Origin of the sequence: Corynebacterium sp. HMSC30G07, from assembly GCF_001806945.1 — a bacterium.
Lineage (GTDB): Bacteria > Actinomycetota > Actinomycetes > Mycobacteriales > Mycobacteriaceae > Corynebacterium > Corynebacterium riegelii.
This window is the reverse complement of record NZ_KV786444.1, coordinates 23,520-39,382: the sequence shown is the minus strand read 5'-3', so window position 1 is coordinate 39,382 and position 15,863 is coordinate 23,520. Positions and strand designations below refer to the sequence as shown.

Below are 15,863 nucleotides of genomic sequence, written 5' to 3'. Positions count from 1 at the left end.
CCTCCGCTACCGGATGCTCACTCAGCCGCTACCATTTCAGTCTTCTGAACAGTAAAAGAGGCGATCGGCGTTATTAGTCACGCCTGAAACCCCTGCATGCTACATGGAGAATGCCAGTGCTTGATTCCTTGATCCGCGGTATCCAAGCTCCAACTGAATGCATCTGACATCAAGAGCAAGCTAGCGGGACGCATTAATGGGCCATGCCAATGCGTCCCGCTAGTTTCTTGCAAGGGGGAAGCCGCGTTAGCCCAGGTTCCAGTCGTCAGGAGCAGAAACTCCATAGTCGACACCCAGTACAGCGAAGTGCTTGCGTGCCGCGCGAATCTTGGCCTTCTCCGTTTCGCGGAGCTTGTCCTCCTGGATGGTGCCCTTCGTCTCACGGATGAGATAGAGCTTGTCCTCTCCCCCGACGTGCTTGATGATTGCCCAGTCGGGGTTATACGGACCTACAGGGGTTGGCACCTTGAACTTCGGAGGCAGCTTGGTAAACAGCCGGACATCCGTGTCGTTGTCCAAGAGCTTGGCAAAGTCCCGCTCAACAGCCGAATCGGTGACTACGAAGTTGAAGTCAGACTTCTGCTTGTTCTCAAGCTCGTAGAGCGTGTCCAAAAAGAACTGCTTTTCTTCTTCGCCGTCCGCCTGAAGCTCGCGAAGCGAGTAGACGGAGCCGCCGATCTTCTCGTATTGCAGCCCGTCTTCCACGATCGTTGCAAGCACCGAGTGGATCGCATCATTTGCCATCGCGATGAACCCATTCGGGTTCTTCCGGAACTCTTCGAGCCTTCCAGAACCAATGAGAATGTCCACGATGGTCTTACGAGTGAGAGACGTAGACTCCTGGAGTTGCGCAACGATGTCTGGCAACTCAAAGGCACCATCGATCTCCGTAGAGCGCTGGTGGGTACGCATACCCTCCGCGCCACCGCGGCTCAACGTGACCTTTGCCTTGGTTACTTGGACTCGCAGCGGAGGGACAAACGGCGCGCGTTTGATCGCTGCGACTGCAGCGGCAACCAGTTCGTCCCTATCGAAAGAAACGCTGTAGGTGGTACGCGCAGAGATCTTTTCCCACATATCTGCAAACTGCGGGTCAAGATAAACTTGCTTGTTCAGCTTGCGCTTACGGCGCCTCCTCAAAGGCTTCACCTGGGCGGAGATTGATACTGCTCGCATGGCATCAATCACCATGGGTTCCAGGCGTTCAATTTCCTCGCCAAGGTGGAGTGAGAAGAACAGCTCATCCGGAGTGAATCGGGTTGTGATCCGCCCCTCCGAGTCGAGGAATCCGTTGTTCTGGAGGATTTTGTGTATCCCTGCGGACTCAGTTGCGCCGATTGGGCTACCGCTGTCCGGATCGATGATCTCAGCAAACTCCTGCGGACGTACGAAACCGATCTCAACCCCGGCTCGTGCGTATTCATCTTGGAGGCCCTTGGCAAAGCGGTTGTAGCTTTCGTTAGCAATGACAGTCAGCTGTGCAATGGACCTGTCAGAGTAACGGTTTCCGTCTTGGTCGACCGGCAGACGAAGGCCGCGGCCGAGCGTTTGGCGGCGCTCGGTCTCCCCGCCCATCTCGCGGAGCGTGCAGATTTGGAAGACGTTCGGGTTGTCCCAGCCTTCACGTAACGCTGAGTGCGAGAAAACAAACCGAACCGGCTCATCCATGGAGAGCAAGCGCTCTTTGTCCTTCATGATGAGGTCGTATGCGCGCGAGTTATCGTCGTTATCTCGTTCTGTGGAGTCCTTCGCCACGCCCTTCTTGGTGGATGCAAAGTAGGCGCTGCGAGCCTCAGCGGGATCTTCTGGGATCGTTTTGCCATACTCCGAGTCGAGTTCGATTTGCCGCTGAACTTCGGAACGATAGATTTCGTCGAACCACTGCACAAACGGCCCATTAGCGTTGGAGAGTGACTCCCCTTCGCCCATGTAGCTTGCGACCTTGTCTACGAAGAACAAGCTCAAAACCTTAATCCCGGACTTCTTGAGCATCTTCTCTTTTTCAAGGTGCTCACGAATGGTTTCCCGGATCATGTCTCGGTAGATTGCTTCCGAGTTTCCGCCGATTTCCTCACCGACGAGCAGGCGCGGATGGTGGGACAGCTCAATGGCGGGAGGCTCGATACTCATCCCAGTAACAAACCAGTTATTGGAGTATGCGGGGTTGCCAGTAACACGTTCGAGGTTCTGGTCTTTCTTAACGTTCTTCGCCTTTTTGACAATATTCCCGTTTTTATCCCGTATCGCTAGTTCGAGCTTTGCGGTCCAGTTTTTCGGATTCACGTCAACGAGCTTGATGTACGGCGTTGATTCAACGCCTTCCTGCACAACTTCTGCGACGACGATCTGCTTGACCAACTCGAGTTTGTGCGCATCAACAGGATCGAGTTGGTAGACCCTATTGCGGTGCTTACGGTGCGTCGCCGAGTAGCGCAGGATTGCGCTGGCGTTGAGCTTGCCGATGGAGGACTCGGAAAGATCAGATTCCATATTCTGTGGCTCATCCAGAATCACAAACGGCTGCACAGCACTGAGGAAGTCCACCGGAGCAAGTCCACCAAGTTCTTCTCGGTTTTGGTGGAAGATGCGGTTGTTCTTGTCCCCCTTGATGGCAGCAACAGTCATGATCATGATCTGGATTGACGTAGACGTTGTGAAGCCGTGAACCTGGCCCGGGTTGTCTCCGGAATATACGAAGTGGCTGAAGGGCTGCGTTGGATACAGCTCTCGGAAATGCTCCTGCATCAGTTGGATGCTCTTGTTCACGCCCTCGCGGATGGCCACACTCGGCACCAAGATTACGAATTTCTTGAAGTCGTACCGTTCAGCCAACTCGAAGATGGTGCGCAGGTACACGTAGGTCTTACCGGTGCCGGTCTCCATCTCAACGTCGAACTGCAATCCGTCTACAAGCTCGTTGCTAACCGCTAGGTGGTTACGTTCCTGGATTTGCTTTAGGTTGTCCAGAATTGCCTGCTCATCCAGAAAAAGACTGTTACCAACAGCGCCTATTTCAAGACTTAGCTCTTCTTGCTGGCCGGCGGCGACATCCAATGATTGCTGGTCTGCTTCGAAGCCTAGGTACCCACGCAGCATTTCGCGGATTTGGCTCATGTCCTTGGGTTGGCCCTCGAACAGGTCAACAACCGAGTCAATTGCATCCAGCTGGTACTGCTGGCGGCTATCAAACTTAAACCTCATTGGATGCGCTCCTATGCGGTCTTGAGTTCGATGTCGTTGGTGACGCACATCTGCTTGAGGTTGGTCTTCAACTGGTCATCGCCCTGGAACGCGTCTTCCAAGATGACTAGGCGCGCGGGTTGCAGTTCGACAATGGCGCGAAGCTGCTCCAGTGTGGGTTTCGTGTGTTCATCAACGTAGGCGATAAGCACATACTGGTCTTCAGTATTCGCTTCGGAATCAGCATTCAGAACGGCATGGCAGTTCAACCCCGCGACTTCGAGCTGGTTGACCCGTTCTGTCAAAGACATGCCTTGCTTGATGAGCAGCTCAGTGAGCAGCGCGTCTTGGGTCGCTGAATCCTTGGCCGAATCCTGAATATCCAGGATGTGCTGCTCTACCTCATTGGCTGGGACATCAGCAGTGAGATGCCATTTGGTGAAGCTGGTGTCGCTGAGTTTGTAGGCACGAAAGCCAGTATCGAGTGGTGTTGTGCGTTCAGCGACTAGCTCCGAATTCGACAGCTCAATTTGCTCTCCGGCACGGCGAATCCTCTCTCTCGCTAATTCGGAGATAGTTTCAAAGCCGGCTTCTCGGGCAGAGCTACCTTCAGCGGTCGGTTCAGGAAGCTGCACTTGGATGTGCTGCCGAATTCCACCGTCCTCTGCGTTTACTTCAAGTACCGCTTGTGCGGTACTTCCTGAGCCAGAAAAGAAGTCTAATACCAGCGAGTTATCGTGGGTTCCTTGCTTAATTAGCCCCTTTAAAAGATCAATGGGTTTTGGATAGTTGAAGTACTTGCCGCCTAAGAGTTCAGCAAGTTGTTTAGTAGCAACACTGTTGATGGGTGATTGCATAGAGGCTTGGGTACCTTGATCTCCTTTGCCAACGATCCATGAAGACACAGGAAGCGAAGTACGTTTCGCCTCAGAAGCAAAACGCTTTAGCTTAGGGCTGCCGTCAGCGGTCTTTGGGAAAATGATCCGACCTTCTTCAATTTTCTGGGCCATTGTCGTACGGCTGTACGGCCAGTATCTCCCACGGGGCGGATAGAATTCCCAGCCTGTACGCGGGTCGGAGATCGGGTAGTACACGTCTCCCCCGGGTTTCCCCGCCGTCAGGTTATCCGCAATCCAAGTTCCGCGTGGATCGTTATCTGGATTCGAGTAGCGTTCGAAAGTCCGAGGAACTCCATTTAAGGAGGCGGCTGAACGTGCCCAGACGAAAACGTATTCATGGTCTTCGCTGAGGTTGCTCACCGCATCCATCGCTCCGCTGCGACGTTTCCAAACGAATTGGCCAACACAGTTTTGTGGCCCGAATACTTCCGAACAGATTTGCATAAGGTTTGCAGACTCGTGGCTGTCAATTGAGATAAACAAGAATCCATCGTCCGTCAGCAGATTCCGCGCGAGTTTCAGCCGCGGGTACATCATGTTGAGCCAGTTGGTGTGTAGGCGCCCGCCGGTGTCGGTGTTGGTTGAGAGTTTTTGGCCTTCTTTGTTTACCTGCTTTGACCACTCGAGGTAGTTATCCAGGCCTTCGCGGTAGTTGTCCGGGTAGACGAAGTCTTTGCCGGTGTTATACGGCGGATCGATGTAGATCATCTTGATTTTGCCGTGGTAGTGCTTCTGCAGGATTTTGAGCACTTCGAGGTTGTCGCCTTCAATGAAGACGTTCTTCGTGGTGTCCCAGTCTTTTGAGTTCTCGAAGTCGGGAGCGAGCGTTGCACTGGTCGGGGTTTGAGCGGCGCGCATGGCGCGCTTCTTTCCTGGCCAGAAGAGTCCAAAACGCTCGGAGGTGTCGGATGCATCCCCTTCGAGGAGTTCCTTGAGGGTTTCTACGTCGATCTTTCCGTCGGCTACCGCTTCGGGAGCAATCTCTGCGAGCTGCTTAGCTAGTTCGGTGCGGAAATCAGGCGACCAGGGCTCGATCTGGTCATCGTCGAGCTCGTAATCAAGGGGGGGGGCTTTGTCATAGAAATGAGGTTGCCACAACATCCCCACAAACGTGGTGCTTTAGCCGCACAAAATGACGATGTTGTTTTTACGGCTCTACACGCCAGCGGACCGTAAACAAGTCCTCCACGTGTGCTCTACCGCCTAATGCCTGCTCGACAGCATCCAGGTATTCAACGGACTGAGCATGGAGCGCTCGGCGTTCACGTGAGAAGTCATCTTCCGCGTCGTAGATCTTCTGCTGGATCGTGTTGGACTTCTTTTTCAGTCGTAGCGATTCAGCGGGGTCATCTACGCGCCGGGCTTGCTTGCGAAGCTCTTTAAGCTCCGATTCCAGCTTGGCTATCTGCTGGTTGAACTCAGCTTGACGGTCCTCTCGGTTGCGCTGCACCGCATCTTCCTGCTCGTTGTAGAACTTCGCATTGCGCGTCTGTACGTCCTTGTGGTGGCTTTCGGCCTGCTTGTTCAAGTCCGCTTCCAGGAGGGAAAGGTCAACCGGTTCGCAGTCCTCAACAGCCACCACGGTGAGGTCCATCAGGTTACCAACGTCTTCTGCGTTGAGCTTGCGGCGTCGGCTAGTCAGACCCGCGCACAGCAGGTAGGACTCGGTAATGTCCTGAGAGCCGGCTTGCATCTCAAACGTGACCTTTTGCACAGCCAGTTGTCCGTGTTGGCCTTTCAGCTCCGGTGCGATGCCACCGACACGATGTGATGCGCTAAGGCTAAACACCAGCTCCTTCGTGGGAGTGTCTTCGTTCAGCGCCTGCTCAATCACATACTGGCCAAGTGCTCCGGCGTACCGGTACTGGTGCGTTCCCGGAATCTGCTCCTTGAAGGCGTAGCGACCGGTGGGTGCATCCGGTGTAGGTGAGCTTTTCAGTACGAACGTGTTTGAGGGGTCATTGAAAGTGGCACAGGACTTCAACTCATACTGTGTTAGCGCGAGGAACAGGCGCTCAAACTGGTTGAGGGTTACTGTCGACTGCTCGTCGTAGCTTCGAAGTCGGTCCTGCACCTGGGGATCTAGGTTGTCAAAGACCTTGGTCCGGACCTTCTTCATCTCTGAGGAAACCTCGGCGGAGAACTTCTTCTCCAGCTCATCAAACGCAGCGTTGATTTCTTCTTCCGTGCGACACTGCTTCAGAATGCGCACGATCTCCTGCTCAAAATCCACGCCGTCTTCAATCGAGCCCAGGACCTCATCACTGGCACCGAAGACTGAGGTGAAGAGCCGGAATTTCTCGGTCAGCAGTTCAAGGATTCGCCGCTCTGCCGTATTTCCCTTGTTGGAGAAGTTGGCAACCACCACGTTGAACTTCTGGCCAAAACGGTGGACACGTCCGATGCGCTGTTCTACGCGTTGTGGGTTCCATGGCAAGTCATAGTTGATCAACATTGAGCAGAACTGAAGGTTCACACCCTCGGCCGCGGCTTCGGTTGCAATCATGATTGTCCCAGAATCACGGAAGTAATCCACCAGTGCTTTTCTGCGGTCCGCAGCCGCAATGCCAGTAACCGCGTCCCCACCCTCGTTCTTCTCCAGCCACGCCTTGTAGATCCTCGTGGCTTCAGGGGAAGTATTGGTGCCGTTGAACAGGACAAGACCCTTGCCCCAGCCAGTGTCCTTTAGGTGCTGCGCAAGATACTCCTGGGTGACAGTGGAGTCGGTGAAGATGATCGCCTTCTCCGGTGCGCCGATCTCGCGCAGCGTGGCAAAACCACGCTCAAGCGCCTCGTTTAAGTGAACGGCCTTCTGGTTCACCGTTATGGAACGAGCAAGCGCGGCGAAATTGCGCAGGTCCCTGATCTCCGCCTCGATTTTGTTTCGAATTACTGGGTCACCGAATTCGAAGCGGTCCTCTTCAAACGTATCGCTCTCAAGCCGCTCCAGCTCATCACTGGTCAGATCCATATCCGCCTCCGGGGCAAGCACGAATCCGCCCTTTCCGCGTCGGAGACCAGCAGTCAGCTCATCCTGGAGACGGTTCGCCACCGACTCAAGCGTGCTCGCAATCGCGTACGTGGAAGAACCAAGACGCTTGCGCAGAATCATCGCCGACAAGTGCATCTGAGACTTGTTGAAGGCGAAGATTTCGTCGCGTTGCAGGTAGGCGTCGATAAGCGAATGAAGCTCCAGCTCCTCCGGCGAAGGATCAAACTCAACCGTGATGGGCATGCGCTGCGTAAACCGCACGTACTTCTCCGCGTTCCTGCGCAACGTACGCTTCGCAATCGGCGCAACCCGGTCCGGCAAATCCTCTGTGCTCCCCTTGACGTAGCGCTCTTTGAACGCGTCAAGCGAGTGGAAATAGTCCTCATCAAAAACCGAAACAAGCCCGTAGAGCTCTTCAAGCCGGTTCTGCAACGGAGTGGCGGTGAGCATCAGTACCTTCGAAGCGCCGTTAGCGATCTTCGCAATCGCCGTAGGCACCTTGCCACCCTTCCAATAGTTACGAAGCCGGTGCGCCTCATCCGCAACTAACAAATCCCACTGACGCTCAAGCCGCGTCTGATTCCTCGACGCAAACTCGTAGGAACAAATCAACACTGATTGCTTACGGTTCGGAGCCCCAATTAACGCGTCCGCGGTCTTCGAATCAAGCAGATCCGCGGGAATCATGAACTTCTCCCACAACTCCTGCTTCCACTGCTGACGCAAACTAGCCGGGGCGATGATCAAAATATTGCGACGGCGTTGCGACCAGTATTGCGAAATCACAATGCCTGCCTCGATCGTCTTACCCAGACCAACCTCATCCGCAAGGATGACGCCCTTCTGGAACGGCGAATTCAACGCGAAGAGCGCAGCATCAATCTGGTGAGGCTTTGGCTCCACCTGAGCATCGAAAAGCAAACCAGCGAGTTTGCCCACATGGTCGTTAGCGTGGGAACGCTCAAGTTCATTAGCGAAGAACTTGGCTTGGTGCGGAGTAAGCTGAGCGCCGTAGTTGATCACGCTGATTAGATTGCCACATCGGTTGAGTGAGGTGGGGGTTTGCGGTGTTGCTTGTCGCTGTATAGCTGGTGGTGTCTCAGTACACTTAGCCGGAACGGCGAAAGAAAGTTTGGCACAAGTTTGGGGAGGTCGGGTTATGACGAGCGACTGGCAGTTTGAGCGCCCTATGGACATTGCCTTGCGTGATGAGCTGCGGTTGAAGATCCCTGCGGCGATGATGCATTTGGCGTTTTTGGAGCAGTATGAAAACGCCAGGCCACACAAGTTGGAGTTCTATCGCAGCCAGCTTGAGTACTCGTTGCAGCAGTGGGAGAAGTACGGCTTTGGCGAGACGGATTGGACGCGTGAGTATGAGTGGATGGTTGAGCGTTCCGCGTCCGCTGTGTACCCGGACGAGATTCGCAAGCGCCGCGTAGCAGAGGCGGTCCGTTTGTACCCGGAGGCGCGTGCTGACATTGAGCGCAATGAGGCATTGCAGGCGTGGTTGCTGGCCCAGTATCCGAACGCGGACAAGGATAAGTTCTGGCGGGATGACCGTCCGGCGCCGCATGCGATGCCGGAGTTTGATTAATGGGTTGGTTTCCTCGCCTTCCGGCAAATTAGGTCCTCTGCCAGAGCGCAAAGGCCTTGCAGCGCTGCACTTTCGAAAACCGAAGTAAGGAAGGAGCGGGCCAATGAAACAGTTTTTGATCGTCTACAACCGGCGCACGGGTGATCGTCAGCTGACCGAGTACGCTTACGGTGCTCAAGCTATTCGTGCTCGTCTTGAGGCGGAGAGTCAAAACTCCAACCCAGACGTTGAAATCGTGGTCATTGGTGCTGCTTCGCTCGATGACCTCAAGGTCACACATTCGCGCTACTTCACTACTGACGAGCTTCCTCCTTTGACTGAATGGGCACGCGTCATTTCGACTTTGTAGGCGCGCCTTACGTAGGGGTGTCCACCCGTTCCGGACCTCGGGTAGAGCTTTTTTGAATTGCGGCAGCATGTTGCCAAACCGGGGATATCTGCCACGGCTGGCAGCCGGGTCACATCCTTGACGAGTCCGTCCTGCCCGACTTCACCGCGCTGCGGATGACTGCCTTTGGACAAAGCGTCATCGAGATTGCCAACGATCCCACATTCGACGCATGGACGTTTTCCCAAAAGGTGCTCTACGCACTCGATAAAGAAGTCGCGGCCAGGCGCGAACGACGCATCAACAAACTACTGAAAGCATCCCGATCGCCAAACCTTGATGCTTGCCTTGAAAACGTGGTCTGCACGCCTGACCGCAACATCAACCCTGAGCAAGTCAGCAGACTCGCTCACGGACAATGGAGCCACCTGGGTCAAAACATTGTCATCCTGGGCAAATCCTCAGTCGGCAAAACCTACCTCGCCCAAGCCTTGATCACAGCAGCATGCCGCAAGGACTACTCCGCACGCTTCTACCGCACCGACATGCTCGCCGCCGAACTAGCAGTGCTCCAACCCGATGACTCCGCACGGCTAATGTTCATCCAGTACCTCCACGACGTCGACGTCTTAGTCCTCGATGACTTCCTGACCACACCTGTAGATGCCGCGACCGCGCACCAACTCCTCAACATCCTCGCCGGGCGTGAAGGCAAAGTCTCAACAATTGTGACCTCACAATTCACCCCGCAAGAGTGGTACAAATCCATCCCCGATGCCGTGATCTCCGAGTCAATCCTCAACCGACTCGTCTCCGGTACGGAGATCATCACACTCGAAGGACCAAACATGCGCCTGACCACCAACGCATAACCACCGCAACGCCTGAGTGGGGACACCGCTACCAGATACTCACTCAAGCGCTACCAGAAACTCACCACACCGCTACCATTTCAATCTTCTGAACACATATTTTCCTCACGAAGAGGAATAGAATTCCTCAAAACACTCCGCAGGCCTCTTCAAAAGAATTTGGCCTCTGTTCGCTATGAGCGTTGGGGCACAGCGCCTAAGGCGCATACGGAAGCTGGGTTAACATTTACTCATGTCTGTTTCTGAGCTGTCCACCAGTACCCAGAACTATTTGAAAGCTATCTGGGGGCTAAAGGAATGGTCATCCGAGCCCGTTACCGCCACACTTATAGCGAAACAGCTGGGACTCAAGCTCTCCTCGGTCTCCGATGCAGTGCGCAAAATGTCGAAGCAAGGGCTCGTGTCACACACGCCCTATGGCTCGGTGGAGTTAACCGAACTTGGCAGGCAGTACGCATTGGTCATGGTGCGCCGCCACCGATTGCTTGAGTCTTTTTTGGTTCAAGCATTGGATTATACGTGGGACGAGGTCCATGATGAAGCCGAAAATCTTGAACACGCGGTGTCTGACATGCTCATAGAGCGCGTGGATAAGTTCCTCAATTACCCCACTAGGGATCCACACGGCGACCCTATCCCTACGGTTGATGGACAGGTCACTATCCCCAGTGCGCACCGTCTCACCGACAGCGGCGCACAACCGCAGGTGACCGTGGAACGCATTTCTGATTCCGACCCACAACTGCTGGCCTTCCTCAAAGAGCAAGGCATCGTCATTGGGGCTGTTCTTACCACGCGCGAAGGAACGCCCTTTTCAGAATCGCTCGAAGTACAGGTAGCCGACAGTACTCAGTGGGTAGTACTTGGGCGCCCAGCTACGGACGCAGTGTTTGTAGCACACCACAGCCTGTAGTCTTTCCCTTTCTCATTAATCCTGTCCCTACCTGCCCTTTTAAAAACTACGGTGCGGCGTAGTTTGCAACTACGGTAGTACGTAGTTAATCTTTTCGATCATCACCTATCCCACTTATGGCTAAGGCCAGGATGAGCAGGATTGTCATGTCAGACTCACCAGATTTGGTGTACTTTTCTAGCGTTTCTGAAAACACAAAAAGATTCGTCGAACGCTTAGATAGACCCGCAGTGCGCATTCCACTGCGGCCCAAGAAAACCGGAATGATCCAGGTTTCACACCCGTACGTACTCATCGTTCCAACCTACGGCGGTGGCTCGCTCAAACGCGCAGTCCCCAAACAGGTCATCGACTTCCTCAATGACCCAATCAACCGTTCCTTTATCCGGGGCGTGATTACCTCAGGCAATACCAACTTCGGAAGCGCTTACTGCGTCGCCGGCCGCATCATTTCCGCTAAGTGCCACGTTCCAGAGCTGTATCACTTCGAGCTACTCGGCACGCAGAAGGACGTTGCCGCTGTAAAGCAGGGCCTTCACAAGTTTTGGGAGCAGCAAAGCAACTAACAATTACACCCCATTGATTTCCCACAAAATGAAGACCACATCCGCAACACACAGATTGGAAACCACAATGCCGCCACTTAAGGCCACCCCCACACAGCCCATTGGCCCTACGCCCCGCACCGCTTCAGCAGACGATGCCGGCGGTGTCGGTAAGCGCAAGAGCTACCATGCACTCAACGCGCAGCTGAACCTATTCGACGATTCGGGAAGAATCCAGTTCGACAAGGACATTGAGGCAACACAAGACTTTTTAGCGCACCATGTCACTCCTCGCATGCATCAGTTTGAATCCACCAAGCAGCGCTTGGAGTGGTTGGTTGATAACGAATACTACGAGCGGGAATTCCTTGAGCTTTATGATGACGATTTTCTGTGCACTATGTACGACAGAGCCCACCGAGCCAAGCATCAGTTCCGCACTTTCCTCGGCGCATTTAAGTTCTTTACTTCATACGCACTGAAAACCTTTGATGGCTCGCGATTTCTGGAAGGCTACGAAGAACGCGTCGCCACCACAGCTTTGTACCTTGCACAGGGCGATGAAGAGCTTGCGGAGAAGCTGGTGGATGACATCATGACCGGACGCTTCCAGCCCGCCACCCCTACTTTTCTCAACGCAGGAAAAGCCCAGCGTGGCGAAATGGTCTCCTGCTTCCTCCTTCGCATCGAAGACAATTTGGAAAGCATTGGCCGCAGCGTGAACTCTGCACTGCAGCTTTCAAAACGCGGCGGTGGTGTGGCCTTGTTACTGAGCAATCTGCGCGAATCCGGAGCCCCAATCAAAAAGATTGAGAACCAAGCTTCCGGCGTAGTCCCAGTCATGAAAATTCTGGAAGATAGCTTCAGCTATGCCAACCAATTGGGCGCTCGACAGGGCGCTGGAGCCGTCTACCTACATGCGCACCATCCAGATATTCTTCGTTTCCTGGATACCAAGCGGGAAAATGCCGATGAGAAAGTCCGCATTAAGACTCTTTCGCTGGGAGTTGTTATTCCAGATATAACCTTCCAGCTGGCCAAAGAGAACAAGGATATGCATCTTTTTAGCCCGTATGACATCGCTCGCGAGTACGGCGTAGCCATGTCTGACATGTCTATCACCGAGTATTACGACGAGCTGGTTTCCAATCCGCGAATTTCTCATACGACTATCAAGGCCCGCGAGTTTTTCACCACGCTGGCTGAGCTTCAGTTTGAATCTGGATACCCCTACATACTCTTTGAGGATACGGTCAACCGCGCTAATCCCCTCAAAGGACATATCAATATGTCCAATCTGTGTAGTGAGATCCTCCAGGTCAACACGCCATCCACCTACGGCGCCTCAGGTAACTACACCACCGTTGGCCAGGACATTTCCTGCAATCTAGGGTCGCTCAACATCGCTAAAGCTTTTGAATCACCGGACTTTGGGGAAACTGTTGAAACCGCGGTGCGCGCTCTCACGAAGGTCTCAGACCTAACAAATATCGAAGCTGTTCCTTCCATCGCTCACGGTAATGCATCCATGCATGCCATCGGGTTGGGCCAAATGAATCTCCACGGTTTCCTGGCTTCCAAGCGTATTCCTTATGGCTGCGCCGAAGCACTGGACTTTACAAATATCTATTTCCTGACCGTGACCTATCATGCGCTCCGTGCATCCCATGCGCTAGCGGTTGAGAAAGGTCAACGATTCACTGGCTTTGAAGAATCCACCTATGCCACTGGCGTCTACTTCGACAAGTACATCGACCAAGACTGGGCGCCGGCCACTGACCACGTAAAACAGCTATTCCATGAGGCTGGCGTGCAGATTCCTCAACGCGAGGATTGGCTACGGCTCAAGAACCAAGTGATGCAAGACGGCATCTACAACGCCTACTTGCAGGCAGTTCCACCCACTGGATCAATTTCTTACATCAATGACTCCACCGCGTCCATACACCCGATTGCCTCCAAGATTGAAATACGCAAGGAAGGCCGCTTGGGGCGCGTGTACTACCCCGCACCGGAAATGACCAACGACAACTTGGAGTATTTCGATGACTCCTACACCGTGGGGTACAAAAAAATCATCGACACCTACGCTATGGCCACCCAACACGTGGACCAAGGGCTTTCCCTGACTTTGTTCTTCACCGCTGACACCACTACGCGGGACATCAACAAGGCACAAATCTATGCCTGGAAAGCCGGAATCAAGACCTTGTACTACATCCGTTTACGCCAACCTGCACTCCAGGGAACCGAGGTCGAAGGCTGCGTTTCCTGTGCTCTGTAGGAACACGGTCCTTCCTTCATTCACAACCATCCATCAAGAAAGAAAGAAGCTATGTCTTCAACATCAAACACTGCTGAGCTAACCAGCATCTCAGTTACGCCGCCAAGTTACCGGCATGACCCTTCAGCCCGCATCCGCGCCATCAATTGGAATCGGGTGAGCGATGAGAAGGATCTTGAAGTGTGGAACCGCCTCACCGCCAACTTTTGGTTGCCAGAAAAGGTTCCACTTTCAAACGATCTCCCGGCGTGGCAGAGGATGACACCGGAGGAACGCAACCTCACCATGCGGGTGTTCACGGGACTCACCACCCTGGACACCGTCCAGGCCACTGTGGGCGAAATCTGTCAGATCCAAGATGCCCGCACCGAGCACGAGGAGGCCGTGTATACCAACATCGCCTTCATGCAATCAGTCCATGCCCGTTCTTACTCTTCAGTGTTTTCTACTTTGAGCAGTACGAAAGAAATTGATGAGGCATACCGCTGGGCGGTGAATAATGACCTTCTCCAGGCACGCGCCAAAAAAGTGCTCACTCATTATTTTGGACCCGATCCACTCAAGCGCAAAGTGTCATCGACGCTGCTTTCCTCGCTGCTTCTCTACGCGGGTTTCTATCTTCCCCTGCATTTTTCCGTCCACGCCACCCTGACAAATACGGCAGACATGATTCGCCTCATTCTGCGTGACAAGGCAGTGCACGGTTACTACTCAGGCTACAAGTACCAGCGCGGACTGGAAACGTCTGCTCCACAACGGCAACAGGAGATGCATGATTTCACTATTTCCTTGCTCGAAGAGCTTTATGCCCTAGAGCTGGATTATTCCGGCGAGCTATATGAGCCGTTGGGGCTCATGGATGATGTAGCTGTATTCGTTCGCTATAACGCCAATAAGGCGCTCATGAATTTGGGCTACCCGGACTACTTCCCACCTGAAGAAACGGAAGTGAACCCGGAAATCCTCGCTGCCCTAGCACCTGGAGCAGATGAAAACCATGACTTCTTCTCCGGCTCCGGTTCCTCCTATGTCATTGGCACCGCTGAAGAAACGAGTGATGATGACTGGGATTTCTAAACCGTTTCCACGACCAGACCAAGGAAGCTGGCTTGAGACCATCGCGCTGTTTGAAGCCATCCGCGAAGGAAACCAACCAGCAGCCATGCGGCTTTTGGATACGTCCGCCGCACGGGAGGCCGTCCTCGGGGGACTGTTAGGACTCATCGAACTGTACTTCCGCCATGAAGAAGACAAAGCGGATAACTTTCTTACTGCCGCCCACGCCGCCGGGCCACCGCCTGCCTTTGGCTGCAAGCCTTTTCTCCCTTGATCGCACGTACCTACGCCCAACTAAGAAGAAAGGACTTCCTATGACCACCCCACGCATTAGTGTTATCGTCGGCAGCCTGCGCCGCGGCTCATTTGCGCGCAAGATTGCACACGAAGTGCTCACAATGATCCCTGAAAACTACCAGGCAGACATCGTTGAAATCCGTGACTTGCCGCTCTATGACTTCGACTACGATGACCCCTCGGTCACGGACAAGCCCATTCCAGCTGAGTACACCACTTTCCGCGACACCATCAAGAACTCGAGCGGCGTCCTCTTTGTTACCCCGGAAAATAACCGTACTATCCCTGCCTGTCTCAAGAATGCAGTGGACATCGGTTCCAAGCCCAACTCGGATGTGGCTTGGAAGAACCTTCCCGCAGGTATCATCAGTCACTCTGTAGGCCGCATGGGCGGCTACAGTTCACAGAAGAACCTCCGGCTCGCCCTGTCCTACTTCGATATGCCGCTTCCTGGTCAGCCCGAGGTATTCCTTGGCCAATCCCCCACCCTCTTCGAAGACTCCGGCCATCTCAATGAAGGCACCGCAGGCTTTGTCAAAGACTACGTTATACGCTTCCTCCAGTTGGTCGACATGACATTAACAGCCAAGCACAGCTAGCGACGGCGACTAACCCTAGCCACCGCCCTCTACGAAGTACTTGAAGGCTTCTAAAGGGCCTTCTCAAAGACACAAACCCCGGATTCACACTCATCCTTGAGTTACCTGAATCTGAACCCAGGACGCTTCAAAAAACACCGCTCTAATTCTTCGATTTTCGCTGAATTAGAGCGGTTTTAGCGCTGTCGCTGGACACTGACCCTGGCGACATCCTGTTAGGCCGCTACATGTCAGACGCGGGTTGATGCTCATGGTCATAAAATCGTCGATGATAAGGACATCGACATTGATCAGTTTCCGCATC

At 53.9% G+C, this 15,863-nt stretch carries 12 protein-coding genes; 9 read left to right on the top strand and 3 right to left on the bottom strand.

Annotated elements, in window-relative coordinates; translation table 11 throughout:
- Positions 1–246: 246 nt before the first annotated feature.
- From HMPREF3104_RS00440 to HMPREF3104_RS00430, 3 genes are read right to left on the bottom strand one after another with little or no spacing between them, the layout of a single operon-like run.
- Positions 247–3,201: a restriction endonuclease gene (locus HMPREF3104_RS00440; RefSeq protein ID WP_070493128.1), complete on the bottom strand. Its 2,955-nt coding sequence runs from the start codon at positions 3,199–3,201 to the stop codon at positions 247–249.
- 11 nt (positions 3,202–3,212) lie between these two features.
- Positions 3,213–5,180 (bottom strand): site-specific DNA-methyltransferase, encoded by a 1,968-nt coding sequence (locus HMPREF3104_RS00435; protein ID WP_070493125.1) that lies wholly within the window; start codon positions 5,178–5,180, stop codon positions 3,213–3,215.
- A gap of 46 nt (positions 5,181–5,226) precedes the next feature.
- Complete coding sequence (locus HMPREF3104_RS00430) at positions 5,227–8,094, bottom strand: SNF2-related protein (protein ID WP_246816271.1); 2,868 nt, start codon at positions 8,092–8,094, stop codon at positions 5,227–5,229.
- Positions 8,095–8,230: 136 nt separating this feature from the next.
- Here HMPREF3104_RS00430 and HMPREF3104_RS00425 point away from each other — a divergent pair, with 136 nt between their 5' ends.
- The 9 genes from HMPREF3104_RS00425 to HMPREF3104_RS00390 all read left to right on the top strand — a co-directional run bounded on the left by HMPREF3104_RS00425 (position 8,231) and on the right by HMPREF3104_RS00390 (position 15,559).
- Positions 8,231–8,665, top strand: coding sequence for a hypothetical protein (locus HMPREF3104_RS00425; RefSeq protein WP_070493122.1), 435 nt, complete (start codon positions 8,231–8,233; stop codon positions 8,663–8,665).
- A gap of 103 nt (positions 8,666–8,768) precedes the next feature.
- Entirely contained in the window at positions 8,769–9,014 is a 246-nt protein-coding gene (locus HMPREF3104_RS00420; protein ID WP_070493119.1) for a hypothetical protein, read from the top strand.
- A 155-nt stretch (positions 9,015–9,169) separates the two neighbouring features.
- Positions 9,170–9,865, top strand: coding sequence for an ATP-binding protein (locus HMPREF3104_RS00415; RefSeq protein WP_070493112.1), 696 nt, complete (start codon positions 9,170–9,172; stop codon positions 9,863–9,865).
- 232 nt (positions 9,866–10,097) lie between these two features.
- Positions 10,098–10,778, top strand: a complete 681-nt coding sequence (locus tag HMPREF3104_RS12870; RefSeq protein ID WP_022862719.1) for a metal-dependent transcriptional regulator — start codon at positions 10,098–10,100, stop codon at positions 10,776–10,778.
- A 116-nt stretch (positions 10,779–10,894) separates the two neighbouring features.
- A complete protein-coding gene (gene nrdI / locus HMPREF3104_RS00405) occupies positions 10,895–11,344 on the top strand; it encodes a class Ib ribonucleoside-diphosphate reductase assembly flavoprotein NrdI (RefSeq protein WP_052093126.1) in 450 nt (149 codons plus the stop codon).
- Positions 11,345–11,411: 67 nt separating this feature from the next.
- Positions 11,412–13,607, top strand: a complete 2,196-nt coding sequence (gene nrdE, locus HMPREF3104_RS00400; RefSeq protein WP_052205721.1) for a class 1b ribonucleoside-diphosphate reductase subunit alpha — start codon at positions 11,412–11,414, stop codon at positions 13,605–13,607.
- 51 nt (positions 13,608–13,658) lie between these two features.
- A complete protein-coding gene (nrdF, locus tag HMPREF3104_RS00395) occupies positions 13,659–14,684 on the top strand; it encodes a class 1b ribonucleoside-diphosphate reductase subunit beta (protein ID WP_034666259.1) in 1,026 nt (341 codons plus the stop codon).
- Positions 14,665–14,937, top strand: a complete 273-nt coding sequence (locus HMPREF3104_RS12215) for a hypothetical protein (protein ID WP_168156333.1) — start codon at positions 14,665–14,667, stop codon at positions 14,935–14,937. The genes nrdF and HMPREF3104_RS12215 overlap by 20 nt, the downstream gene beginning before the upstream one ends.
- Positions 14,938–14,977: 40 nt before the next feature.
- On the top strand, positions 14,978–15,559 hold the full coding sequence (locus tag HMPREF3104_RS00390) for an NADPH-dependent FMN reductase (protein WP_022862715.1): 582 nt from the start codon (positions 14,978–14,980) through the stop codon (positions 15,557–15,559).
- Positions 15,560–15,863: the final 304 nt, after the last annotated feature.

Excerpts from the sequence above, each read along its gene's own strand:
- HMPREF3104_RS00440 (WP_070493128.1), bottom strand. The coding sequence starts at position 3,201 with ATGAGGTTTAAGTTTGATAGCCGCCAGCAGTACCAGCTGGATGCAATT.
- HMPREF3104_RS00435 (WP_070493125.1), bottom strand. The coding sequence starts at position 5,180 with ATGTTGTGGCAACCTCATTTCTATGACAAAGCCCCCCCCCTTGATTAC.
- HMPREF3104_RS00425 (WP_070493122.1), top strand. The coding sequence starts at position 8,231 with ATGACGAGCGACTGGCAGTTTGAGCGCCCTATGGACATTGCCTTGCGT.
- HMPREF3104_RS00420 (WP_070493119.1), top strand. The coding sequence starts at position 8,769 with ATGAAACAGTTTTTGATCGTCTACAACCGGCGCACGGGTGATCGTCAG.
- HMPREF3104_RS00415 (WP_070493112.1), top strand. The coding sequence starts at position 9,170 with ATGACTGCCTTTGGACAAAGCGTCATCGAGATTGCCAACGATCCCACA.
- HMPREF3104_RS12870 (WP_022862719.1), top strand. The coding sequence starts at position 10,098 with ATGTCTGTTTCTGAGCTGTCCACCAGTACCCAGAACTATTTGAAAGCT.
- nrdI (WP_052093126.1), top strand. The coding sequence starts at position 10,895 with ATGGCTAAGGCCAGGATGAGCAGGATTGTCATGTCAGACTCACCAGAT.
- nrdE (WP_052205721.1), top strand. The coding sequence starts at position 11,412 with ATGCCGCCACTTAAGGCCACCCCCACACAGCCCATTGGCCCTACGCCC.
- nrdF (WP_034666259.1), top strand. The coding sequence starts at position 13,659 with ATGTCTTCAACATCAAACACTGCTGAGCTAACCAGCATCTCAGTTACG.
- HMPREF3104_RS12215 (WP_168156333.1), top strand. The coding sequence starts at position 14,665 with ATGATGACTGGGATTTCTAAACCGTTTCCACGACCAGACCAAGGAAGC.
- HMPREF3104_RS00390 (WP_022862715.1), top strand. The coding sequence starts at position 14,978 with ATGACCACCCCACGCATTAGTGTTATCGTCGGCAGCCTGCGCCGCGGC.